This window comes from Paenarthrobacter sp. NPDC089675 (genome assembly GCF_044749185.1).
In the GTDB taxonomy this organism is placed as follows: Bacteria; Actinomycetota; Actinomycetes; order Actinomycetales; family Micrococcaceae; genus Arthrobacter.
Map to the genome: position 1 here is coordinate 455835 of NZ_JBIVHM010000001.1, position 22378 is coordinate 478212.

A 22378-nucleotide genomic window follows, 5' to 3' on the forward strand; every position below is an offset into this window, starting at 1 on the left:
CAACCCCATGACGTTTTACCCGGGCCAAAGCCTCGCGGACGCCGTCCGCGAGGCTGCCGCCGTTCTGTCCGAAGCCGGCGTTCCCACCCCGCGGGTCGACGCCGAACTCCTCGCCGACCACCTGTTGGGCGTGGGGCTGGGACGACTCCGCGCGATGCTTCTTGGCGACTCACCGGCCCCCGAGGGTTACGCGGAGTTGGTGTCCGAACGGGCCGGGCGCGTGCCGCTGCAGCACATCACCGGAGTCGCCTACTTCCGCCACCTGGAACTGCGCGTGGGTCCAGGTGTCTTCATACCGCGGCCCGAGACGGAGTCCGTGGTCCAGTTGGTGATCGACCACATCGCCGGAATGCCCAGTCCGAAGGTTGTGGACCTGGGGACCGGTTCGGGAGCCATCGCCGGTTCCATTGCCCATGAGCTCCCGGGTTCTGAGGTCTTCGCGGTTGAATTCAGTTCGCTCGCCCACGCGTGGGCGGCAAAAAACCTGGAGCCTTTGGGCGTCACGCTTCTTCAAGGCGACCTGCGCAATGCGTTGCCGGAGCATGACGGCACTTTCGACGTCGTCGTCAGCAACCCGCCCTACATTCCCGCCGAAGCCATCCCGAACGAGCCGGAAGTCGCGCTGCACGATCCTCCCGAAGCGCTGTACGGCGGGGGAGCGGACGGGATGGAACTCCCGACGGCGGCGGCCGCGTCTGCGGCCCGGCTGCTGAAACCGGGGGGCTTCTTTGTGATGGAACACGCCGAGGTACAGGCTGAGTGGATCGCCGCCCACTTGCGCCGGACAGGCCATTGGACAGATATAGCAACGCACTATGATCTGAACGGCAAGGAACGTGCCACCAGTGCACTGCTGGCCAAGACCGCTCCCGATGAGTGAAAGAATAGCGCTGTGACCACAACCTACAACTGCACTTCCGAAGACCAGCGGACTGAGGGACTCCAACACGCACAGCGTGCCATCAGTGAGAAGAAGTGCATCGTGATGCCAACGGACACTGTTTACGGCATCGCGGCTGATGCCTTCTCGCCGTTAGCCGTCACGATGCTCCTGGCTTCGAAGGGCCGGAGCCGGCAGATGCCGCCGCCTGTCCTGATCCCCCGCATCAATGCGCTGGACGGGCTGGCCACCGAAGTTCCGGCCGACGCCCGTGCATTGGCCCAGGCGTTCTGGCCCGGCGGACTGACCCTGATCCTGCATGCGCAGCCGTCGCTGGACTGGGATCTCGGGGACACCAAGGGCACCGTTGCCCTGCGCATGCCCGATGACGCCATTGCCTTGGAACTGCTCGGCCTGACCGGACCGTTGGCGGTGTCCTCGGCCAACCGCACGGGTCAGGAAGCTGCCCAGACCGCATCAGAGGCCAGGTTGCAGCTCGCCGAGTCCGTGGAGGTCTACCTCGAAGGCGGCTTCCGTCCTGTGGAGGGCACCATGGGCGTTCCCTCCACGATTGTGGATGCTACTTCCACGCCCTTCAAAGTGGTTCGGCAGGGCGCGATCCCGCTGGAACGCCTGCGCGAGGTGGTCCCGTCCGTGCTGGGATTCGGCGAAGAGGCCGCACCGGAATCCCCGGCCGACGTTCCGGAAGGCGAGCCGGTGCAAGAAGCGCCTTCGTCCGACGTGCCGCGTCCAGCCCAACCCGAATGAACCCGGAGCGCCAGCGCGTCCCCGTCCTCGACGTCGACGCTACTCCGCTGCGCGTGGACGGTGTCATTGAGGTTCTTGGAGACCTCATTGCCTCCGGTACCGCCAGCACGGTCCTCGGCCACAACCTGCACAGTGTTACGCTTTTCCACTCCTGCGCGGGCTTCCGTTCCCTCTATGACCGCAGTGCAGTAGTACTTCTGGACGGAGCCCCGGTGGCCATGCTGTGGGGCCTTGCCCATCAGCGGCAGCTGAAACCCCTGGGCCAGGGAACCATGGCGTACCGCTTGGGATCCATGGACTGGATTCCCGCGCTTGGGTCCGTGCCAGGCCTTGACCGCATTGCCGTGGTGGGGGCGGGGCGCGAAGCAAACACCAAGGCTGTGGCACGTCTGCGGGAAATTGTTCCTGGTGCCACAGTCGACGGGATGCCGGGGGAAAGTTGGGACGAGTCCCTTGAAAATGCTGTGGTCACATGGCTCGGCGAATTCCGCCCGCAGCTCGTCCTGCTCGGCCTTGGCATGCCGCTCCAGGAGACAGTCCTGCAAAAGCGGCTGCCGGAGTTGCCTCCTGCGGTGTACTGCGCCGTGGGCGGAGCCATCGAGCAGGTTGCCGGCGTGCAGAAACTTGCGCCGCGATGGCTCGGCCGTTTGGGTCTGGAGTGGGCTTGGCGCCTCGTACTCCACCCCGGGCGCGTGGCTTACCGAGTATTTATTGAACCGTGGAAGCTGGCCGGTCTGTTGATCGGCCGGCGAATCCAGTCATCCCGGAGCAAAGGGAAGTAATGTCTAAACCCGTTGTGGTCGCCGTCGTGGTGACCTATAACCGGCGCGAACTCCTTGAGACGACACTGGAGGGCATAGCCGCGGGCACTCAGGTGCCTGACGCCGTCGTAATTGTGGACAATGCCTCAACCGACGCAACGGCTGAGTTCCTGCGCAACTACGTCGGTCCGCTGGTCACCGACGTGGTGACGCTGAACGCCAACGTTGGCGGTGCCGGTGGTTTTGTAGTCGGTATGGAGCGTGCGCTGCTGGACCACGCTGCGGACTACGTGTGGATCATGGACGACGACACCGAACCGCAGCCGGCCGCACTGGGTGAAGCCCTTGATGTCTCGGAGGCTTACACCCGGGAGACGGGGGAGGCTCCCGCGTTCATAGCCAGCCGAGTGGTCTGGACGGACGGCCGGGATCATCCAATGAACCGGATGCGGCCCCGGATTGGCGCAAGCGCGGAAGCGCGCAGCACCGCGGCGCGCTTGGGAGCTACGCAGATTCGCAGCGCCTCGTTCGTGTCCGTGCTGGTCAGGGCCGAGGAGATCAGGAAGCATGGGCTGCCGATCGCCGACTACTTCATCTGGAACGACGATCTCGAGTTCACTGCCCGGATCTCCAGGCACGGAACGGCCCTTTCAACCAATGCCTCGGTGGCGAACCACCACACCAAGGTCTTCGGCGACGCCGGCGCCGATCCGGGCCCGCGCTTCTATTACGAGGTCCGGAACAAGCTCTGGGTCTACACACGGTCCAACGCCCTGGCTCCTTGGGAAAAGGTCCTGTTCACCGGCGCGTCGGTGCGCAACTGGACAAAGACCATCGCAGCATCACCGAACCGCAAGGTCCTGGTGTCCGGCCTGTTGAAGGGGCTCCGGGACAGCTTCCGGCCCCCGCGCTCCAACACGCGGGTGCTGGCGGGAATCTACGCCCTGCGTGAGGTTCGCGAAGCGGCAAAGTAGCAGCGAAGCAGCCGCGCGGGAGGCAAAAGACGGCCTTCCCGCGGCTGCGTCACGCCGGTGGCTCTGTCCATTGGCATTAGTATCGACACTAGAGTCCACAGAAAACCAGCAACATTCGGCACAGCCGGTGCGGGCATGGCAACGGAGTAGTTCCATTTATCCAAAGACAGCATTCCAAACACCGACCTGCCCCGAGCCTCCCAATTTTCCAGCCGCCACGGCCCTGCGTACCGGAGCCGCATCATGATCATGTACCTGCTGATGGCGCTCACGGCTGCCGTGGTGTCCTACACGGGAACGTGGGGCGCCCGGGTACTCGGCAACAAGCTCCGCTTGTACCGGCCCATCAGAAGCCGGGACATGCACTCCGCGCTGATTTCGAAGCTTGGCGGCCTTGGCATCTTCGCGGGCTTCTTCGTTGCGTTGGTGGTAGCCGGCAATTCCTTCTTCGTTAAGGACATCTTCAGGCACAACGACGCGCCTTGGGGAATCCTGGCCGGTGCCGTGGTGATTGTCGCCGTAGGGGTGGCTGACGACATCCTCGACATCCGTTGGTGGATCAAGCTCCTGGGACAGGCGGCCGCTGCCGTTATTGTGGCCATCTGGGGCGTGCGGATGTCCGTGGTTCCGTTCATCCCCGAGCCGATCCTTATCCAGTCCGAGATTGTCCAGATCGTCCTGACCGCCGGATTGATCGTTACCACCATGAACGCGGTCAACTTCATTGACGGCCTGGACGGACTGGCCGCAGGGGTGGCAACGATCGGCGGCGGCGCGTTCTTCCTGACGGCGTACTGGGTCCACCGGAACAACCCGTCAACTGACAACTCGGACCTCGCCACACTGCTCATGGCCATCCTGGTTGGCAGTTGTATCGGTTTCCTTCCGCACAACTGGTTTCCCGCCAAGATCTTCATGGGCGACTCCGGGGCCATGCTGATCGGTCTCCTCATGGCCGCGGCCGGCGTGGTGGCGACGGGACAGATCGGATCCGGGCTCTACGACCGCGCCAACGGTATTCCAACCGTCATTCCGATTCTTCTGCCGTTCGCCGTACTGTCGCTCCCGCTCCTTGACTTCGGCATGGCGGTGGTCCGCAGGACCGCTCGAGGCCAGTCACCGTGGTCGGCGGACCGCGGGCACCTCCACCACAAGTTGGTGGACCTCGGATACTCGCACCGCACCGCCGTTGTGATGCTCTACGTCTGGACGTGCATCCTGGCGTTCGGTGGCGTTGCGTTTGCCGTCTTTCCCTGGCAGTTTGTGTTGATCGTGGACTTGGCCGCCGCGTTGGTCATGGCCGCTGTCACTGCCTGGCCCTACTTCAGCAGGAAGACCGCGCAGCCGGGGGAGTAGCACGTGACGCCCGGTTATCGCCACAGTTCTATCTCGTGTAGAATTCTTGGTGCGGACAGTCACTCGCCCGTAACCCCACTTTGAGAATATGGCTCCCCTGCCACGAGGATTGGTATCCCCATGACATCCAACGCCGAATCCGGACGCCCGTCCGGCAGACGTGGTGACGGATTGTTTGGGCGGATCTCCTCCCTTTGGCTGCGGTTGCTGGTTCTCAGCCTCCTGGCCGCGGCAGCAGCCGCGGCAATCACCAGCGTGATCGCGGCATTGGCCGACGGCGGCCTGGGTTCACTGTCGACGGCGGCCGGCGCACTGCTGGTCATCCTCTTCTTTGCCATCAGCCTCCTCGTGGGCCATTTTGTCGGCAGGAACAACCCGTCCGGTGCAATCGGCCTCTTTGTTGCGACGTATTTCGTCAAAGTGGTCGGCTTTGCCGTAGTGCTGTTCGCGCTCGGTCGTCCGGACTGGCTGAACGGCCGCTGGTTCCTTATTGGTGCCGTGGTCAGTGTTGTGGCCTGGCAGACGGCGGAACTCTACGGTTTCAGCAAGGCCCGGCTCCAGATCTACAACGACCCTGCGGACCGGAAGGGGGGACCGGATGGCCTTGCGTAAGCGCAAATCGCACCCGGCAGCTCCGACCGATGGTTCCCGTGATGCCGACGACGCCGCAGAAGCGCGGAACGATGGCGGATACAACGCCGGCCTCGCAGTCTTCAGCTACATCATTGGCGGGATCATTGTCTGGAGTTTGATAGGCTGGGGACTGGATAATCTGTGGGGGACCCGCTGGATTGTGCTCCTTGGCGCTCTGCTTGGAGCCGCAGGAGGGTTCTATCTTTCCCATATGCACGGCCTCACCAAGCAAAGCACTTCCGCCGGAGAGAACAACGCAGACAGCGGTCCGTCCAAGGACGGGGACAGTAATGCCAAATAATTTCACATGGAATGGGGATGCGTCGAACGTGTCCGCGTTCCGCCCAATGCCCAATGATGGACACAGCAGAGAGGAAACGCGTTGATCGCGCTTGCGCTCCCAGCCCAGGATTCGGGGTCCTTCACCCCACCCGGAATCGAAGAAATGCACCTGCCGGCAATCCTGCCCTGGGGTGCTGCGGACGGCTTCTCCAAGCAAATGCTGCTGGTGATCCTGTCGGTCGTCATTATCGCCGGCTTCTTTGTGGCCGCCGCCCGGAAGCAGCAGCTGGTCCCCGGCAAGCTGCAGTTTGCCGGCGAGATGGCCTACGGCTTCGTCCGTAACAGCATCGCCAAGGACATCATTGGCGGCAAGGACTTCATCAAGTATGTTCCTTTGCTGTTCAGCCTGTTCTTCTTCATCCTGGTGAACAACATCTACGGTGCCATCCCGGTTATCCAGCTCCCGAGCTTCTCGCACGTTGGCGGAGCCTATGTGCTCGCCGGCATCGTGTACTTCACCTGGATCATCATCGGCATCAAGAAGAACGGCCTGCGCTACTTCAAGCTCGCCACCGTTCCCTCCGGTGTTCCGTGGTACATCCTGCCGATCGTTGTTCCGATCGAAATCATCTCCAACTTCCTGGTCCGCCCCGTGACGCACAGCCTCCGTCTGTTCGCGACGATGCTGGCCGGCCACCTGATCGTCATGCTCGCCGGATCCGGTATCGAGTTCCTGGTCATGCAGGAAAACGTCCTGCTCAAGGGAACCTCGGTCCTCGTACTTGTCGGCGCCATCGCCATGTACATGCTCGAGGCCCTGATCATGGCCCTGCAGGCTTACGTGTTCACCTTGCTGACCGCGATCTACATCGAAGGCGCCCTGCACGCCGACAGCCACTAAGGCACCCAGACTTCCCCTTGAGGGGATTGAAGTAAACCAAACAACCTGCCACACGGGTGGCATCTTGAAAGGAAAAAAATGGAAGGCAATCTCAACCTCGTAGGTTACGGTCTGTCCGCAATCGGCGGTGGTATCGGTGTTGGTCTCGTGTTCGCGGCCTACATCAACGGTGTTGCTCGTCAGCCGGAAGCTCAGCGCGTGCTGCAGCCGATCGCGTTCCTTGGTCTGGCCCTGACCGAAGCTCTTGCCATCCTCGGCCTCGTTTTCGCTTTCGTTCTCTAGTTTCGACTTCAGAACACAGCGATTTCCGCAACCGAGTAGATAGGACGGGTGAAACATGAATCAGCTGATCATCTCAGCCGCCACTGAAGGGGCAAACCCGCTCGTTCCCAACGTTTGGGAAATGGGCGTTGTCCTGGTCGGCTTTGCTGTCCTCCTGTTCATCGTGGTCAAGTTTGTTGTCCCGATGTTCGAGAAGACGTTCGCAGAGCGCGCCGAAGCAATTGAAGGTGGCATCGCGAAGGCCGAACAGGCCCAGGCAGAGGCTTCTGCAGCACTCGAAGAGTACAAGCAGCAGCTCACCGATGCCCGTGCCGAGGCCAACCGCATCCGCGAAGAAGCACGTGCCGAGGGCGCCCAGATCCTTGCGGACCTGAAGGCCAAGGCAGCTGCTGAATCTGCACGCATCACCGAGCAGGCACACGCCGCCATCGAGTCCGAGCGCCAGGCAGCTGTTGTCTCGCTCCGCTCCGAGGTAGGCACGCTGGCCACCACGCTGGCTGGCCGCATCGTCGGTGAAGCACTGAACGACGACGAACGCTCTGCGCGCGTTGTGGACCGCTTCCTGGCTGATCTGGAGACCCAGAACGCAGGTGCAGCTAAGTAATGGCAGGAATATCGAGCGAATCGCTGACCACAGCACTGGCAGACCTGGAAGCAAAGCTTCCTTTGGCCTCGCTGCAGTTGGCTAAGGACCTCTTCGGAATCCTGGGAACGGTGGACAGCTCGGCTGGCTTGCGCCGCGCCCTGACTGATCCTTCCCGCAGCGGGGACGAGAAGTCGGCGCTGGTCAAGCAGCTCGTTGGCGGAAAAGTCTCCGCTGATGCTGCTGAGATTGCAGCCGGACTGGCCAGCTTGCGCTGGGCTTCCGCACGCGATATCGGCGATGCACTCGAGACGCTTGCCGCCACGGTCGTCATTGCGGTAGCTGAAAACAAGTCGGCCGTTTCTGCCTCCGGTATTACGGGGCTGGAAGAGCTGGAAAACGATCTGTTTGCTTTCAACCAGGTCGTTGCTTCCAGCCACGAAGTGCAGCGGGCTTTGTCTGAGCCGCAGGCATCGGGTGCTGCCAAGACTGCCCTTGTCGAGAAACTGGTTCCTGGCATCAGCGAGGAAGCAAAGGTTCTCATTGGCCAGGCGGTCTCGCAGCCGCGCGGTGTCAAGCCGAGCAAGCTTGTCGAGTCCTTCGCGAAGCTTGCAGCCAAGCGCCAGCAGCGCTGGATTGCGACTGTCAGCGTTACCCGTCCGTTGACGGAAACGCAGGCCAGCCGACTGCAGGCCGGGCTGAACGCCCTCTACGGCCGCGAACTCAAGGTCAATGTCACAGTTGACCCCACCCTGATCGGTGGAGTCCGCGTACAGGTAGGCGACGAAGTGCTTGACGCTTCGGTCATCGCCCGCCTGGGCGAACTCCGCCGGCAGCTCGCTGTCTAGAGAAGACAAAGCACAACTAACTGATATAAACCCGGTCATCGTGAGCAACGATGATCACGAAAACAGGAGAGCAGGGACTGCAGATGGCCGAATTGACCATCAACGCCGACGACGTCCGTAATGCGTTGAACGAGTTCGCGGCGTCCTACGAACCCGGTAACGCAGAGCGCGTAGAGGTTGGTCGCGTGACCACCGCAAGTGACGGCATCGCCCGTGTTGAGGGTCTTCCCTCGGTCATGGCGAACGAGCTGCTTCGCTTCGAGGATGGCACGCTGGGCCTCGCCCAGAACCTTGACGTCCGCGAAATCGGTGTCATTATCCTCGGTGACTTCACCGGAATCGAAGAAGGCCAGGAAGTCCACCGCACCGGTGAAATCCTGTCCGTGCCCGTAGGCGACGCCTTCCTGGGCCGCGTGGTTGACCCCCTGGGCCAGCCCATCGACGACCTCGGCGAGATCAAGGCCGAGACCACCCGCGCACTGGAGCTCCAGGCTCCCGGCGTAACCGAGCGCAAGTCTGTTCACGAGCCGATGCAGACCGGCCTCAAGGCCATCGACGCCATGATCCCGATCGGCCGTGGCCAGCGCCAGCTGATCATTGGTGACCGCCAGACCGGCAAGACGGCAATCGCCGTCGACACCATCATCAACCAGAAGGCCAACTGGGCTTCTGGGGATGTCAACAAGCAGGTTCGCTGCGTGTACGTCGGTGTTGGCCAGAAGGCCTCCACCATTGCTGCAGTGCGCCAGACCCTTGAAGACCACGGTGCGCTTGAGTACACCACGATCGTGGCCTCCCCGGCATCCGACCCCGCGGGCTTCAAGTACCTGGCACCGTACGCCGGTTCGGCCATCGGCCAGCACTGGATGTACGGCGGCAAGCACGTCCTGGTGATCTTTGATGACCTGTCCAAGCAGGCCGAAGCCTACCGCGCTGTGTCCCTGCTGCTGCGTCGTCCGCCGGGACGCGAAGCCTACCCGGGTGACGTCTTCTACTTGCACTCCCGCCTGCTGGAGCGTTGCGCAAAGCTCTCCGACGAGCTCGGCGCGGGTTCGATGACCGGTCTGCCGATCGTCGAAACCAAGGCAAACGACGTTTCCGCCTACATCCCCACCAACGTGATCTCCATCACTGATGGTCAGATCTTCCTCCAGTCGGACCTCTTCAACGCCAACCAGCGTCCTGCTGTTGACGTCGGCGTGTCCGTCTCCCGCGTTGGTGGCGCGGCACAGGTCAAGTCCATGAAGAAGGTCTCCGGTACCTTGAAGCTGGACCTGGCACAGTACCGCGACATGCAGGCATTCGCGATGTTCGCCTCGGACCTCGACGCCGCATCCCGCCAGCAGCTGACCCGTGGCGCACGCCTGATGGAACTGCTCAAGCAGGGCCAGTACTCGCCGTTCCCGGTCGAGAACCAGGTTGTTTCCATCTGGGCCGGTACCAACGGCTACCTGGACGACGTTCCGGTTGAGGACATCAGCCGCTTCGAGTCCGAGTTCCTGGAGCACTTGAAGCACCAGTCCTCCATCCTGACCACGCTGGCCCAGACCAACGTCCTGGATGACGACACCGCAGCAGCGCTGAAGGAAGCCATTGTTTCCTTCAAGAAGGGCTTCTTCGGCGAAGGCGACAACCGACTGGTTGGCGCCGGACACGAAGAGCACGAAGCGATCTCGGGCGGCGACGTCGACCAGGAAAAGATCGTCAAGCAGAAGCGCTAGTTTCGATGACCTGCCCTGCCGGGGTCCGGAAGGACCCCGGCAGGGCAGCAAGTCGGGAACTTAGGAAAGGATAAGTATGGGAGCCCAGATTCGGGTCTACCGTCAGAAGATCAGCTCGACGACGTCGATGCGCAAGATCTTCAAGGCGATGGAACTGATCGCTACCTCGCGCATCGGTAAGGCCCGCGCCCGCGTAGCAGCTTCACTGCCTTACGCGAACGCCATCACCCGTGCCGTTTCTGCTGTCGCGACTCAGAGCGAAATCGACCACCCGCTGACCACCGAGCCGGAGCAGATCCGCCGCGCCGCCGTCCTGATCGTCACCTCGGACCGTGGCCTTGCGGGGTCGTACTCCGCGAGCGTGCTCAAGCAGGCCGAAGGCCTCACCGAGCTTCTTCGCGCAGAAGGCAAGGAAGTCAAGTCGTACCTGGTTGGCCGCAAGGCACAGGCGTACTTCGAATTCCGCAACCGTGGCTACACCCGTGTTTGGACGGGCGGCACGGATGCACCGGAATTCGCAACGGCCCGGGAAATCGGCGCTGCACTCCTCGAAGACTTCGCCACCAGCTATGAAGAGGGAGGCGTGGATGAAATCCACGTCGTCTACACCCGCTTCAAGTCCATGGTGACGCAGGAGCCGACGGTCATCCGTCTGCTTCCGCTTGAGGTCGTGGAAGAGGAAGCAGCATCGGAGAACGAGCTGTTGCCGCTGTATGAGTTTGAGCCGGAAACGGAGCAGGTCCTCGACGCCCTGCTGCCGCGTTACATCGAATCCCGCATCTTCGCAGCAATGCTTCAGGCAGCAGCTTCCGAGCTCGCAGCCCGCCAGCGTGCCATGAAGTCGGCCGGTGACAACGCGACCGAACTGATCAAGAAGTACACGCGCCTTCGCAACACGGCCCGCCAGGCCGAAATTACGCAGGAGCTTTCCGAGATCGTGGCCGGCGCCGACGCACTCGCGTCCTAGCCGCCGCGGATCCGGCTTGAAGCCGCACCTGCAACAAACAGATAAACTTAACCCCACGCCATCTACTGAGTGAAGTGAGAGAGATGACTGCCACTGCTACCGAACACGTAGCAACGGCCGGCGCCACCGGCCGCATTGCCCGTGTTATTGGTCCGGTTGTCGACGTCGAATTCCCGGCTGACGCAATCCCCGAGATTTACAACGCGCTGACCACCGAGGTGACCCTCAACGGCCAGACCAAGACCATCACGTTCGAGACCTCCCAGCACCTGGGTGACAACCTCGTCCGCGCCATCTCCCTGCAGGCCACCGACGGCCTCGTCCGCGGCACCACCGTGCAGGACTCGGGCGCCCCGATCTCCGTGCCCGTTGGCGACGGCGTCAAGGGACACATCTTCAACGTCCTCGGCAAGCCGCTGGACGTTGACGAGTCCGAGATCAAGGCCGACGCTTACTGGCCGATCCACCGCAAGGCTCCGTCCTTCGCATCGCTCGAGGGCTCCACGGAGATGCTCGAGACCGGTATCAAGGTCATCGACCTCCTCACCCCGTACATCAAGGGTGGAAAGATCGGTCTGTTCGGTGGCGCCGGTGTTGGCAAGACCGTTCTGATCCAGGAAATGATCACCCGTGTTGCCCGTAACTTCGGTGGTACCTCGGTATTCGCCGGTGTTGGCGAGCGTACGCGTGAAGGCAACGACCTCTGGGTTGAAATGGAAGAGGCAGGCGTCCTCAAGGACACCGCCCTTGTGTTCGGTCAGATGGACGAGCCGCCGGGAACGCGTCTGCGCGTGGCCCTCTCGGCGCTGACCATGGCGGAGTACTTCCGCGATGTGCAGAACCAGGACGTGCTGCTCTTCATCGACAACATCTTCCGCTTCACCCAGGCTGGTTCGGAAGTTTCCACGCTGCTCGGCCGCATGCCGTCCGCCGTGGGCTACCAGCCGAACCTGGCTGACGAGATGGGTCTGCTGCAGGAGCGCATTACCTCCACCAAGGGCCACTCCATCACGTCGATGCAGGCAATCTACGTCCCTGCTGACGACTACACCGACCCGGCACCGGCAACGACCTTCGCACACCTCGACGCGACCACGGAACTTTCCCGTGAAATCGCCTCCCGTGGTTTGTACCCGGCCGTTGACCCGCTGACGTCCACGTCGCGTATCCTGGACCCCCAGTACATCGGCAAGGACCACTACAACACGGCTGTCCGTGTGAAGCAGATCCTGCAGAAGAACAAGGAACTCCAGGACATCATCGCCATCCTCGGTGTTGACGAACTGTCCGAAGAGGACAAGATCGTCGTGTCGCGTGCACGCCGCATCCAGCAGTTCCTGTCCCAGAACACCTACACCGCCAAGCAGTTCACCGGCGTCGAGGGCTCCACCGTTTCCATCAAGGACACGGTTGAAGGCTTCACCGCCATCTGCGACGGCGAGCTGGACCACATTGCAGAGCAGGCGTTCTTCAACGTCGGTGGCCTGGATGACGTCGAGCGCAACTGGGCCAAGATCCAGGAACAGACCAAGTAATATGGCTGAGCTTGAGGTTGAGATTGTCGCAGCGGACCACTTTGTGTGGTCCGGCGCGGCCAAGATGGTGAAGGCCCGCACCAGTGATGGTGAAATCGGAATCCTGCCGGGCCACTCGCCCCTCCTGGCCATCCTGGCCGAGGGCGAGCTGGCAATCCAGCCGGTTTCCGGTGACCGGATCGCGGTAGTGGTCGACGGCGGATTCTTCTCCGTTGACAACGATCGCGTGGTCATTGTTGCTGACAACGCCCAGTTGGGCGAAGCGGCTACAGCGGGGATCCGATAGCAAGACCTTGATGGACGATTCCCTTATTCCGTTCATCGCCCTGGCAACGGCGTTTGCGTTGCTAATTTTTACACTGTGCCTTTTCGGGGTGCGCCGCTTCAATCTGCGGCGTGCCCTGGGCACGGTTGACGCCTCCATTTGCATGGCTGGAAACAGCTGGCAGATGGGGGTTTGTCGTTATCAGGACAATGAACTCGAGTGGTTCCGCTTGATGTCGCTCAGCGTGATCCCTAAATACAGGTTCAAGCGGAGTTCCCTTGAACTTCTTGGCAGGCGGAAACCAACCGAGGACGAACTGGTTCGGGTGCAACCAGGCGTAGTTGTGGTCGAGCTTCAGTATGAAGGCCGGAAGTTCATGCTCGCCATGAAGTTCGAGGCCTACGCCGGGCTTTCCTCCTGGCTCGAGGCCGGTCCGGTCATCGGCGTCGGTACTTGGCGTTAAGCGTAGATGGACTTTCTCTCGGACGTCAGCCTGGTGGACGGCCCCTTCTTTTGGTTCGCTGTTGCTTGCGGCGTAACAGGGGCGGCCGTCCTTTTGTGGCGCCGCCGGCGTTCCTGGCCGATCGTGGTTGCGGCTTCGGCAGCCATGGCTGTCGGCATTGTCGCACTGGTCCATTGGATCCTTATCGATGTGATGGCCGTCTTCTCGGAGAACCTTCCCTTCGAGACGCTGCTCTGGTCAACGGCCGCAGTCGCAGCGGTCCTCCTGTGCGTCGTGCGGCTGTTCCGGACGGGCTGGCGGGGTCGCCTTGGCAGCATTGCGGCAATGCTCGGCGTGGTGCTGCTGTGCGTGGTCCAGGTCAATTCCTACTTCGGCCTTAACAACACCGTGGCCGACCTGTTGGGGACGGCCGTGGCGCGGATCCAGCCCCTTGAGCCCGGGCTGCAGCGTGCGGCCGAAGGCAAAGCCGGGGTGCAGCCTTCCGAGTGGAAGGCGCCGGATGACATGCCCCGTTCAGGCACCCTTCGACGAGCGACGATCCCCGGCACCGCCTCCGGGTTCTCGGCCCGGGAGGCCTACATTTACCTGCCGCCGGCTTACCTGACGTCCAAACGCCCCAGCCTTCCCGTGCTGGTGCTCTTTGCCGGCCAACCCGGAGGCCCTGCGGATTGGCTGACCGGGGGTCAGCTGAGGTCACAGCTGGACAAGTTCGCTGAGGCGCACGCCGGCCTCGCGCCTGTCACGGTGCTGGTGGATCCCAACGGTACGGGCAGCGCCAACACGATGTGCATGGACAGCCGGATTGCTCCCGCGGACACCTATCTGTCACAAGACGTGCCGAACTGGATCAGCAAAACCCTCGCGGTTTCAACAGACCATACAAAGTGGGCGGTCGGCGGTTTCTCCTTCGGTGGCACCTGCGCTGTGCAGATGGGCACGGCCCATCCGGACTTGTTCGGGTCCTCGGTTGGCTTCTCTGCCGAGCAGGAACCGGCGCTGGCCAAGGATCGGAAAAAGACAGTTGCGGACTCCTTCGACGGCGACGTGGCGGCCTTTGAGGCGAGGACCCCTTTGACCTTGATGAAGGAACACCGGTTCCCCGGCAACGGGATGTATTTGACGGCGGGTGCTACGGACAATGAGTTCATTGGCTATATGAAGGTTCTCGCGGAGGCTGCCCGTGAAGCGGGCTTCACGGTCGAAGACCACATCATCGCCCATTCCGGCCACTCATGGGACACTGTGGTCCGTGGCATGCCGGGGGCTTTGGACTTCCTCGCCAACCGATGGGGGTTGGCCAAATGAGCCTGGCCCTTAGGGGGTTCGTGCAGCCGGCGCTAAGGCAGGCTGCGAGGCATTTGCGTGCTACCCCCTTCACTTCGGCGGTGCTCGGCCTTTTCATTGTGGTTTCCATCGTTTCGGGGAGCTTCTTTTCCGGACCGCCGGAACAATGGCTTCCGGTAGCCGGTGTGACACTTCGAGGTTTGAAGGCCGGTGAGTGGTGGTCCATATGGACGTCGCTGTTCTTCACTACGAACGTCCTGGCCTTTGTCCTGGTTGCCCTGATGATCCTCTTCCTCCTCGGCCTGGCCGAACGGCACTTTGGCTTCGCGAAGACGGCAGGTGTCTTCTTTGGAAGCCAGTTCGCCTGTGTCACGGCTTTCCTCTTGGTGACCCAGATTGCCCAGTATGCGGAGGACGGCTGGATTTCCCGCATGGTGGAGACCCGCCTGATCGGCCCGTACGGGGCTTTGATCGCCACAGCACTCGCCGCCACTGCCAAGCTTCCAACCCTGTGGCAACGGCGGCTGCGTACGGTGGCGCTTTCCCTGACCTTGCTGCTGGTGCTGTACGTTGGTCATCCCGAGACGCTCGTGGGGCTGTTGGGGGCCCTGATCGGACTCGCGGCAGCCTGGTGGCAGCAGAGCACCATGGGCCATCTTCACCTGCACCGGTCCACCGGCCGTGAAGTCCGGAACCTCCTATCCCTGACCATGGCCATTTTCGCCGTCGGGCCCATCCTGACCGCGGTGGCCAAGAGTCCATCCGGTCCGCTTGCCCTGCTGCGGGACGTCATCCTCAATCCTTTGCCCACCCTGAGCCAGTTGGAAGGGAACTGCGGCGGCACCATCGATGTGACGTGCCTCGAACTGGTCCGGCAGGGCTATAACGGGCCGTTCGGCCTGGCGTTGGCTGTGGTCCCTGTATTGCTGCTCCTGATTTGCGCTGACGGTATGCGGCGGGGCAGGCGGCTCGCGCTGGGGATCGCAATAAGTGTCCAGGTTGTGGTGGTCGCGTTGTCAGCTGTCTACCTGGGTTTGTTCGCCGGCATACCGGCCACATCCGGCCGGCCTCGCGTGGCCATGATGAACTCTGCCGTGGCCCACCTGATTCCTTTGGTTCTGGTGCCCCTGATCCTTGCGGTTTTGCTGTTCGCCTACCGGGGCCACTTCCGAGTGGAATCCTCAACGGGGTTGCGGCGTCGCGTCTTTTGGTTGGTGGGCTTGACGGGTGGCGGACTTGCGCTGACTTACAGTGCCGTTTGGTTCGCTTCCGGGGGCATGGCGCGCGACGGCGGCGTGTTGGGTCTGGGTTCGGAGCTCGCCCGCCAGTACCTCCCGGTGCCGCTGCCCGGCGTCTATCGCAAGGTCTTCGCAGATCGCGACGCTTTTGAAGTCTTTCTCTTTTCCTATTCGGGAACGGCCTTCTGGTTGGTTTCCCTGGTGGGAGTGTGGATCCTCCTGATCAGGGGCCATCATTCCGGCGGGCTGGACCACCAGTCGCGTGAGCATGCCCGCGCCCTCGTGAAGCAAGGTGGCGACTCTTTGTCCTGGATGGCGCTGTGGGAACCGAACAAGTACTGGTTCACTGCCGACGGCGCCGGGGGAGTGGCCTACCAGCAGCATGGCCATGTGGCCCTGACGCTCGCCGGGCCCATTGGAGCTGAAGCGCAACACGCGGTCACCACCAGGGGCTTTCTCCAACATTGCTCGGAAAATGCCATGATCCCCTGCCTCTACTCCTGCACGGAAGAGTTGTGGCCGGAGTTGCAGTCCCGTGGTTTCCGCAGGGTCGCGGTTGCACAGGAGACCCGGTTGCGGATCCGGGGATTGGAGTTCCGCGGCAAGGAATGGCAAAACGTACGCACCGCCCTCAACAGGGCGGGCAAGATGGGGGTCACCGCCATCTGGGGCAGCTACGGCGAATTGCCGCACGCCCTGCGGACACAGATCGGGGAAGTCTCGGAGGAATGGGCGGCTCAAAAGCGCGTGCCTGAGATGGGGTTCACCCTGGGTGGCTTGGATGAACTGGCGGACCCGGAGGTGCTGTGCTGTGTTGCTGCTGATGCTGACGGGCTCGTGTACGGAGTCACCAGCTGGCTGCCGGTCCATAAGGAAGGTCAGGTTGTCAGTTGGACCCTGGACTTCATGCGGCGCCGGGGCGACGCTTTCCCGGGTGTCATGGAGTTCCTCATTGCATCCGCTGTGCTGCATCTGCGGGACTCTGTTGAGGTGATTTCACTCTCCGGTTCACCGCTCGCCAGGGACAAGGATGAAGAGGATCAGCGGCCCGAGGGGCTGGCAGGAATCCTGGACCTTGTGGGGCAGGCGCTGGAACCCGTTTATGGCTTCCGTTCGCTCGCTTCCTTCAAGTCCCGGTTCCAACCGGACTACCGGACCCTCTACATGTATTACCAGGATCCTTTGCACCTTCCCGCAATGGGCCGGGCTTTGAGCCGGGCCTACCTGCCCGGTTTATCCGTACGGCATTCCGCGAGGCTCTTGCGCACCTTGGTTGGTTGAATTGTCAACGCTTCAATCGCCATGGGATTTCGCAATTCTTCACGGTTTGTAACAGCGGTTGTCGAAATATCAGACATATTGATCGGCAACGCGTTCTTTTAAACAGCTTGGCCCCGGCTTTTACGCCGGGGCCAAGCTGTTGTTGATTCACGTCAAACTAGACGACGGTAACGCCGGTAGCCTGGGGACCCTTGGCACCCTGGCCGATCTCGAACTGAACGCGCTGGTTCTCGTCGAGGGTCTTGAAGCCACCGGTCTGGATTTCGGAGTAGTGAACGAAGACGTCACCGTCCGAGTCGTCCGGGGTAATGAAGCCGAAGCCCTTTTCAGCGTTGAACCACTTGACGGTTCCGAGTGCCATGTATTTCTCCTCTTTATGGAACACCAGTCCGATACACCGCGTACCGGCTTTGTTACTCCGCGAGAAGATCCGGATTCCGCCCGGGCCGGGCCCGATTGGTTTCGCAGGAGCTTCACGCTCGCAACTCGTCTTGCGAGCATGAAAACCACCTACACAAAGACTGCTACAACACTTTCATGTGCCGTGCCGGAGGTCAACGGTCTTTTAGGCAATTCGGGAAAATTTTCGGTAAAAAGAAGGTAACGCGGACACCGGAATTCACATTGGCTGCTTTGTCCTATGACAACCATTCACCATTTCGCATGACTCCCGTGAGTCCGAGTTCCTGGTCGGCGGTGACCACATCGGCGCGCAAGCCGCGTCGGAGTCCTCCGATTTCATCGGAAAGCCCAAGGACAGCCGCGGGCACGGCCGTGGCAGAGCACACGGCATCGGGAAGGTCGACGCCGGCCGCTACGGTATTGCGGACAACCTCCAGCAGCGTTGCGGTGCCGCCGGCGATGGAACCCGTGGCGTCGAGCGTGGCGACTCCGTTGCTGACGGTCACGGGGGAGGGGCCGAGCATGTAGCTGCCGTCGGACAAGCCGGCCGCCGCCATGGAGTCCGTCACCAAGAGAATGTTCGACGCGCCTACCAGCTGGAAGACGGTGGCTACGGTACGTGGATCCAGGTGGGTGTCGTCGCCGATCAATTCCACCACTGCCTTGCCCTCCTGCGCCATGCGCAGGCAGGCAGCCACCGGGCCAGGGGCACGATGATGCATGGGAGGCATGCCGTTGAAAAGGTGTGTCACCGTGGGAAGCGAGCTGACGCCGTCGAACCCCGCAGACTCGAGTCCCTCCCGGGCCGCCGCCAACGACGCAGCTGCCGTGGCGTCGTCGCAGTCCGTGTGGCCCAGCGAAGGGGTGACGCCGTGGGAAGTCATCAGGTCCACCAGCGCGGCCGCGCCGGGAAGTTCCGGCGCGTAGGTCATGGTGGCCAGTTTTCCGGCCGAAGCGGCCACCAGTTCGTCCATCAGTTCCAGGTCCGGTTCCAGCAGGAAAGCGGGGTTCTGGGCGCCGCAGCGGGCATGTGAAAGGAACGGACCTTCAAGGTGGATGCCTGCCACCAAGCCCTCGTCGGCGAGCTTGACGTAGAGTTCGATGCCGCGGAGCAGGTCTTCCCGCGGAGCGGTGACCATGCTTGCGAGCAATGTGGTGGTCCCTGAACGGTGCAGGAAGTCAACGGCCTTCCGGGCGGATGCTTCGTCTCCGCCAGGGAAGTCGCCGCCGTTGCCGCCGTGGCAGTGGACGTCCACCAGGCCGGGCAGGAGGAAATGTCCCGTGGGAACCCCGTGCTTAATGGCGCTGTGAAAACCCGGGAAATCGTCTGCGTTGAATTCTGCCGCCGGCCCGGCGTAGGCGATTCGGTCACCTTCAATGGCCAGCAGGCCTCCTTCCACCACTGAGCCGTCGGTGACGAGCGTGCCGGTGAGGATCTGGTGGCTGGGCGCGGAAGGGGAGACGGTACGGTCTGCGGCAGTCATGGTTTCGATTCTAGTGGCCTGCGGCACAGCACCGGGAGGACTGCCTGTCAGAAGAGCCGCGACTCGCTGTCATCCACCCCGCGCATGGCATCGTAATCCAACGTGACGCAGTCAATGCCGCGGTCGTTGGCGAGGACCTTGGCCTGTGGCTTGATCTGCTGCGCAGCGAAGATCCCACGGACGGGCGCCAAGAGGGGATCGCGGTTGAGGAGTTCAAGGTAGCGGGTCAGCTGCTCGACGCCGTCAATATCGCCACGGCGCTTCAGCTCGATGGCAACGGTGGCTCCGCTGGCATCCCTGGCGAGGATGTCCACCGGCCCGATGGCAGTGAAATATTCCCGGCGGATCAGCGAGTAGCCGGCGCCGAGGGTTTCGATCTGCTCGGCGAGGAGACGCTGCAGGTCTGCCTCCACTCCGTCCTTGATAAGTCCGGGATCCACACCGAGTTCATGCGAGGTGTCGTGCAGGTGTTCGTAAATGTTGATGATGAGCCGGTCATCGGTCTTGGCGGACTGTACCGTCCACTGTTCCACCACGCCTTCCTCCACTTCGGTGTCCTCGGCGGCGGTCACCCTGAGCGTGGCGGGCGGGCTCATCCAGTTCAGCGGCTTGTAGGAACCTCCATCGGAATGCACCAGCACCGAGCCGTCGGCCTTGACGAGCAGGAGCCGGGTGGCGAGCGGGAGATGGGCCTTGAGGCGGCCAACATAATCAACAGAACAACGGGCTATGACGAGTCGCACCCGCCCAACATTACCGCGTACCGGCCTTCCGCTGGGGCAGAATGGAAGCATGCCACGATCCAACCGCCCACGCCGCAACGCGTCCGGTACGCGTTCCAACAAGTGGTTGGCGGACGGTCCGGAGCTGGACTTGGAAAGGGCCCGTGCGGGGATCGCAAGGCGGGAGAGTGCTCCCGATGGAGACTGGATGGTCCGTACCATGACCGCCCGCAAAGCCGAGAAACAGTACATTTGCCCGGGGTGCAACACGGCGATCCTGCCGGGGATCGCCCACTTGGTGGTCTGGTCCGACGACCACATCTTCGGCGACGCAGCCGGACTGGCCGAACGACGCCACTGGCACACCAACTGCTGGACCTCACGGACTTACCGCTACCGCTGAGTCCCTTAGGCTTGGTGGCATGACTTTCGATCCGTCCACGCTCGTTTTCACCGCCCAGGATTCTCCCTCGGAGATCCGGGCCTCCACAGTGCTGCCGGCCCGGCGCGAAAACGTGGAGTTCACCACCGAAGACGGCAAAGTCCTGGCAGGGGAGCTTGCACTCCCCGAAACCGGAGAGATCGTGGCGACGCTCATCACCCTCCACCCATTGCCCACCCACGGTGGATTCATGGATTCCCACGTCTACAGAAAAGCTTCCTACCGGCTCCCCGCCCTGGCCGGAATCGCCGTCCTGCGGTTCAACACCCGTGGGACCCAGTCACCGCGCGGAACCAGCGAGGGCCAATTCGAAGAAGGCATCGGAGAGCGCTACGACGTCGAAGCGGCTGTGAACTTCGCGGTCGAACGCGGGTTGCCCAACCGCTGGCTCGTGGGTTGGTCTTTTGGTACCGAACTTGCACTGATGTACGGGGCGGTGGAACCTGTCGCTTCCAAGATCGAGGGGGCCGTCCTGCTCTCGCCGCCGCTGCATCGCGCAACCGATGTTCATTTGAAGGAATGGGCAGCCTCCGGCAAGCCCCTTACCGTGCTGGTTCCGGAGCACGACGACTATCTGCAGCCCGCCGAAGCGGCCGCCCGGTTCAGCCTGGTGCCCCAGGCCCGGCTGGTAGGCGTCGACGGCGCCAAGCACCTTTGGGTCGGCGAAAAGTACGCGGCCCGCGTGCTGGATGAGATCGTCGACGACGTCACGGAAACCGGCGCGGGAGCGGACGGACTTCCCCGCGTCTGGGCTGGACAGGTCGCTACCGCATAGTCGGGCAGCGAACGATAGCCGGGCAGCGAACGCTCAGCCCGGCTCCGGGGCCGCGAACTCCTGGCCCGGCTCCAGTGGCTAGTGGCGGTCCTGGCGGACGATGAACACTTCCTTGATCAGCAGCATGATGGCCGCCGCTGTCGGTATGGCGATCAGGGCGCCGAGGACACCGAGCAGGCTTCCCCCGGCGATCACGGAGATGACCGCCACTGCGCCCGGAACCGCGACGGCGCGCTGCATGATGCGCGGCGAGATGAAGTAGGCCTCGAACTGCAGGTAGGCAAAGTAAGCGATGGCGTAGATGACGGCCGTCTGCCAACCGGCGGTCAGGGCCACGAGGATCACCACGATGGCGGCGATCATTCCGCCGACGAGCGGAATGAAGGCAAGCAACGCAACGACAAAGGCGAGCAGCACGCTGAAGGGGACGCCAAGGATCGTCATGACGATGAACGCGAAGACCGCGTTCAGGAGGGCCACGCAGGCCTGGCCGATCACGTAGTTGCCCACCGAATCCGTGATTGCCTCGGACAGTGCTTCCACACGGGGGCGGCGGGAGCGCGGAGCCAGGCGATAGGCCCACCTCTTCATGGAGGGCAGCGCCGCGAGGAAGTAGAGGCTAAGGACCAGGACAATCAGGGTGCCGAAGAGGCCATTTGCCACGGAAGACCCGAAGCCCACCACCCCGCCGAAGATTCCGCCCACGGCCTCTGAATTCTGGCCGAATTTATCCAGTTCCTGGGTGATGCGGTCCCGCAGGCCGAACTGGCTGTCCACGTTCCGAAAGAAATCGGAGTTGAGGAAGTCGCGGATCCAGTCCGGCGCTTGCCGCACGATGTCCGATACCTGGTTCACGATGGTCGGGATCAGGGTGGCGAAGAAGCCGGCCACGGCGAGCACCAAAACTGAAACCGAGATCAGGATGCCTGCAGGACGCGGGATGCGCCGGGATTCCAACCACCTGACCACGGGGTCCAGGCCCAGGGCGATGAACAAGGCGGTCAGGATCCACAAGAGCAGTTGGCTTGTGTTGCTGGCGATGTAGAACACCAGCAGCGCAACGCCCACGCCCGCGGTACCCATGAAACCGACGTACAGCGGGTGCTGGGATGACATCCGGGGCCCGGGGGCGCCGAATCCGCGATCGTCCTCGCCGCGGGAGCCTTCCACCGTGACGTCCGTCTCATTCTCCGGCGGCATCTCGAACCTGACGCGCATGCGGGCGCCGGGTATGGGCTGCCGGAGCCGGCGGGCCACTGCGGCCAGGCGTCCGGTGCGGACCGGAACCGTCACGGAAGTCCCATCGGCGGGGGCATCGGCCGCGGCCTGGCCCGGCTCATCGAGGGGACGGGGCTCCAAGTGGTCTTTCACGCGGTTCTGCTGCCTTTTCGTTGTGGTGGCATGGGGTGCAACACTTTAAACAAGGGTGATATCCGCCCGGATATCATGATCATCGCCACACTATCAGGAGCCCGTAATTGCGCTTTGACGGCGCCGTGACGGGGATCGGGGCGTGTCCGGGCGTTGCAGC

The 22378-nt window shown here is 62.6% G+C and carries 24 protein-coding genes; 20 read left to right on the top strand and 4 right to left on the bottom strand.

Going from position 1 to position 22378, the window contains the following annotated elements:
- The first annotated feature begins 7 nt into the window (after window positions 1-7).
- From prmC to ACIPY2_RS02230, 18 genes are all read left to right on the top strand, one after another.
- A complete protein-coding gene (gene prmC, locus ACIPY2_RS02145; protein ID WP_400264741.1) occupies window positions 8-880 on the top strand; it encodes a peptide chain release factor N(5)-glutamine methyltransferase in 873 nt (290 codons plus the stop codon).
- Between the two features lie 12 nt (window positions 881-892).
- On the top strand, window positions 893-1648 hold the full coding sequence (locus ACIPY2_RS02150; protein WP_400264742.1) for an L-threonylcarbamoyladenylate synthase: 756 nt from the start codon (window positions 893-895) through the stop codon (window positions 1646-1648).
- Window positions 1645-2430: a WecB/TagA/CpsF family glycosyltransferase gene (locus ACIPY2_RS02155; protein WP_400264743.1), complete on the top strand. Its 786-nt coding sequence runs from the start codon at window positions 1645-1647 to the stop codon at window positions 2428-2430. Before ACIPY2_RS02150 ends, ACIPY2_RS02155 begins: the two co-directional genes overlap by 4 nt.
- Entirely contained in the window at window positions 2430-3383 is a 954-nt protein-coding gene (locus ACIPY2_RS02160) for a glycosyltransferase (RefSeq protein ID WP_400264744.1), read from the top strand. Before ACIPY2_RS02155 ends, ACIPY2_RS02160 begins: the two co-directional genes overlap by 1 nt.
- Before the next feature lie 243 nt (window positions 3384-3626).
- Window positions 3627-4739 carry an MraY family glycosyltransferase gene (locus ACIPY2_RS02165; RefSeq protein WP_400264745.1) on the top strand — a complete coding sequence of 371 codons (1113 nt, stop codon included), beginning with the start codon at window positions 3627-3629 and terminating at the stop codon, window positions 4737-4739.
- A 120-nt stretch (window positions 4740-4859) separates the two neighbouring features.
- On the top strand, window positions 4860-5351 hold the full coding sequence (locus ACIPY2_RS02170) for a hypothetical protein (RefSeq protein WP_400264746.1): 492 nt from the start codon (window positions 4860-4862) through the stop codon (window positions 5349-5351).
- Window positions 5338-5673, top strand: coding sequence for a hypothetical protein (locus ACIPY2_RS02175; RefSeq protein ID WP_400264747.1), 336 nt, complete (start codon window positions 5338-5340; stop codon window positions 5671-5673). Before ACIPY2_RS02170 ends, ACIPY2_RS02175 begins: the two co-directional genes overlap by 14 nt.
- 81 nt (window positions 5674-5754) lie before the next feature.
- Window positions 5755-6555 carry a F0F1 ATP synthase subunit A gene (gene atpB / locus ACIPY2_RS02180; protein ID WP_387435862.1) on the top strand — a complete coding sequence of 267 codons (801 nt, stop codon included), beginning with the start codon at window positions 5755-5757 and terminating at the stop codon, window positions 6553-6555.
- Between the two features lie 78 nt (window positions 6556-6633).
- Window positions 6634-6837, top strand: coding sequence for an ATP synthase F0 subunit C (gene atpE, locus ACIPY2_RS02185; protein ID WP_009356484.1), 204 nt, complete (start codon window positions 6634-6636; stop codon window positions 6835-6837).
- A 55-nt stretch (window positions 6838-6892) separates the two neighbouring features.
- Window positions 6893-7441: a F0F1 ATP synthase subunit B gene (locus tag ACIPY2_RS02190; protein ID WP_387435864.1), complete on the top strand. Its 549-nt coding sequence runs from the start codon at window positions 6893-6895 to the stop codon at window positions 7439-7441.
- A complete protein-coding gene (locus ACIPY2_RS02195; RefSeq protein ID WP_400264748.1) occupies window positions 7441-8268 on the top strand; it encodes a F0F1 ATP synthase subunit delta in 828 nt (275 codons plus the stop codon). The genes ACIPY2_RS02190 and ACIPY2_RS02195 overlap by 1 nt, the downstream gene beginning before the upstream one ends.
- An 83-nt stretch (window positions 8269-8351) precedes the next feature.
- Window positions 8352-9989, top strand: a complete 1638-nt coding sequence (gene atpA, locus ACIPY2_RS02200; protein ID WP_347111218.1) for a F0F1 ATP synthase subunit alpha — start codon at window positions 8352-8354, stop codon at window positions 9987-9989.
- A 76-nt stretch (window positions 9990-10065) separates the two neighbouring features.
- On the top strand, window positions 10066-10956 hold the full coding sequence (locus tag ACIPY2_RS02205; RefSeq protein WP_400264749.1) for a F0F1 ATP synthase subunit gamma: 891 nt from the start codon (window positions 10066-10068) through the stop codon (window positions 10954-10956).
- Window positions 10957-11039: 83 nt separating this feature from the next.
- Complete coding sequence (atpD, locus tag ACIPY2_RS02210) at window positions 11040-12491, top strand: F0F1 ATP synthase subunit beta (RefSeq protein ID WP_264962128.1); 1452 nt, start codon at window positions 11040-11042, stop codon at window positions 12489-12491.
- Window position 12492: 1 nt separating this feature from the next.
- Window positions 12493-12777 (top strand): F0F1 ATP synthase subunit epsilon, encoded by a 285-nt coding sequence (locus ACIPY2_RS02215; RefSeq protein ID WP_216923952.1) that lies wholly within the window; start codon window positions 12493-12495, stop codon window positions 12775-12777.
- Between the two features lie 10 nt (window positions 12778-12787).
- Window positions 12788-13219, top strand: a complete 432-nt coding sequence (locus tag ACIPY2_RS02220; protein WP_387435871.1) for a DUF2550 domain-containing protein — start codon at window positions 12788-12790, stop codon at window positions 13217-13219.
- Between the two features lie 6 nt (window positions 13220-13225).
- Window positions 13226-14524: an alpha/beta hydrolase gene (locus ACIPY2_RS02225; protein ID WP_400264750.1), complete on the top strand. Its 1299-nt coding sequence runs from the start codon at window positions 13226-13228 to the stop codon at window positions 14522-14524.
- Window positions 14506-17022: a phosphatidylglycerol lysyltransferase domain-containing protein gene (locus tag ACIPY2_RS02230; protein WP_400264751.1), complete on the top strand. Its 2517-nt coding sequence runs from the start codon at window positions 14506-14508 to the stop codon at window positions 17020-17022. Before ACIPY2_RS02225 ends, ACIPY2_RS02230 begins: the two co-directional genes overlap by 19 nt.
- Window positions 17023-17179: 157 nt before the next feature.
- Here ACIPY2_RS02230 and ACIPY2_RS02235 read toward each other — a convergent pair whose 3' ends face one another.
- The 3 genes from ACIPY2_RS02235 to nucS form a co-directional block, all read right to left on the bottom strand.
- Window positions 17180-17383: a cold-shock protein gene (locus ACIPY2_RS02235; protein WP_018776337.1), complete on the bottom strand. Its 204-nt coding sequence runs from the start codon at window positions 17381-17383 to the stop codon at window positions 17180-17182.
- Between the two features lie 277 nt (window positions 17384-17660).
- Complete coding sequence (locus ACIPY2_RS02240) at window positions 17661-18908, bottom strand: N-acetylglucosamine-6-phosphate deacetylase (protein WP_400264752.1); 1248 nt, start codon at window positions 18906-18908, stop codon at window positions 17661-17663.
- A 47-nt stretch (window positions 18909-18955) separates the two neighbouring features.
- The gene (gene nucS / locus ACIPY2_RS02245) at window positions 18956-19651 is read right to left on the bottom strand and encodes an endonuclease NucS (protein WP_400264753.1); all 696 of its coding nucleotides are present in this window, start codon (window positions 19649-19651) and stop codon (window positions 18956-18958) included.
- 49 nt (window positions 19652-19700) lie between these two features.
- On the opposite strand from nucS, the gene ACIPY2_RS02250 reads away from it, so the two are divergent.
- Both ACIPY2_RS02250 and ACIPY2_RS02255 read left to right on the top strand, forming a co-directional pair.
- Window positions 19701-20033 carry an ATP/GTP-binding protein gene (locus tag ACIPY2_RS02250; RefSeq protein WP_400264754.1) on the top strand — a complete coding sequence of 111 codons (333 nt, stop codon included), beginning with the start codon at window positions 19701-19703 and terminating at the stop codon, window positions 20031-20033.
- 19 nt (window positions 20034-20052) lie between these two features.
- Window positions 20053-20847, top strand: coding sequence for an alpha/beta hydrolase (locus tag ACIPY2_RS02255; protein WP_400264755.1), 795 nt, complete (start codon window positions 20053-20055; stop codon window positions 20845-20847).
- Window positions 20848-20925: 78 nt separating this feature from the next.
- On the opposite strand, the gene ACIPY2_RS02260 is transcribed toward ACIPY2_RS02255, so the two are convergent.
- The gene (locus ACIPY2_RS02260; protein WP_400264756.1) at window positions 20926-22218 is read right to left on the bottom strand and encodes an AI-2E family transporter; all 1293 of its coding nucleotides are present in this window, start codon (window positions 22216-22218) and stop codon (window positions 20926-20928) included.
- Window positions 22219-22378 lie beyond the last annotated feature (160 nt).

Coding starts and splice junctions, on each gene's coding strand:
- atpD (WP_264962128.1), top strand. CDS start 11,040: ATGACTGCCACTGCTACCGAACACGTAGCAACGGCCGGCGCCACCGGC.
- ACIPY2_RS02235 (WP_018776337.1), bottom strand. CDS start 17,383: ATGGCACTCGGAACCGTCAAGTGGTTCAACGCTGAAAAGGGCTTCGGC.
- ACIPY2_RS02230 (WP_400264751.1), top strand. CDS start 14,506: ATGGGGGTTGGCCAAATGAGCCTGGCCCTTAGGGGGTTCGTGCAGCCG.
- ACIPY2_RS02170 (WP_400264746.1), top strand. CDS start 4,860: ATGACATCCAACGCCGAATCCGGACGCCCGTCCGGCAGACGTGGTGAC.
- atpE (WP_009356484.1), top strand. CDS start 6,634: ATGGAAGGCAATCTCAACCTCGTAGGTTACGGTCTGTCCGCAATCGGC.
- ACIPY2_RS02165 (WP_400264745.1), top strand. CDS start 3,627: ATGATCATGTACCTGCTGATGGCGCTCACGGCTGCCGTGGTGTCCTAC.
- ACIPY2_RS02205 (WP_400264749.1), top strand. CDS start 10,066: ATGGGAGCCCAGATTCGGGTCTACCGTCAGAAGATCAGCTCGACGACG.
- ACIPY2_RS02250 (WP_400264754.1), top strand. CDS start 19,701: ATGCCACGATCCAACCGCCCACGCCGCAACGCGTCCGGTACGCGTTCC.
- ACIPY2_RS02195 (WP_400264748.1), top strand. CDS start 7,441: ATGGCAGGAATATCGAGCGAATCGCTGACCACAGCACTGGCAGACCTG.
- ACIPY2_RS02225 (WP_400264750.1), top strand. CDS start 13,226: ATGGACTTTCTCTCGGACGTCAGCCTGGTGGACGGCCCCTTCTTTTGG.
- ACIPY2_RS02175 (WP_400264747.1), top strand. CDS start 5,338: ATGGCCTTGCGTAAGCGCAAATCGCACCCGGCAGCTCCGACCGATGGT.
- ACIPY2_RS02155 (WP_400264743.1), top strand. CDS start 1,645: ATGAACCCGGAGCGCCAGCGCGTCCCCGTCCTCGACGTCGACGCTACT.
- prmC (WP_400264741.1), top strand. CDS start 8: ATGACGTTTTACCCGGGCCAAAGCCTCGCGGACGCCGTCCGCGAGGCT.
- ACIPY2_RS02215 (WP_216923952.1), top strand. CDS start 12,493: ATGGCTGAGCTTGAGGTTGAGATTGTCGCAGCGGACCACTTTGTGTGG.
- ACIPY2_RS02190 (WP_387435864.1), top strand. CDS start 6,893: ATGAATCAGCTGATCATCTCAGCCGCCACTGAAGGGGCAAACCCGCTC.
- ACIPY2_RS02160 (WP_400264744.1), top strand. CDS start 2,430: ATGTCTAAACCCGTTGTGGTCGCCGTCGTGGTGACCTATAACCGGCGC.
- ACIPY2_RS02220 (WP_387435871.1), top strand. CDS start 12,788: ATGGACGATTCCCTTATTCCGTTCATCGCCCTGGCAACGGCGTTTGCG.
- ACIPY2_RS02255 (WP_400264755.1), top strand. CDS start 20,053: ATGACTTTCGATCCGTCCACGCTCGTTTTCACCGCCCAGGATTCTCCC.
- atpA (WP_347111218.1), top strand. CDS start 8,352: ATGGCCGAATTGACCATCAACGCCGACGACGTCCGTAATGCGTTGAAC.
- ACIPY2_RS02240 (WP_400264752.1), bottom strand. CDS start 18,908: ATGACTGCCGCAGACCGTACCGTCTCCCCTTCCGCGCCCAGCCACCAG.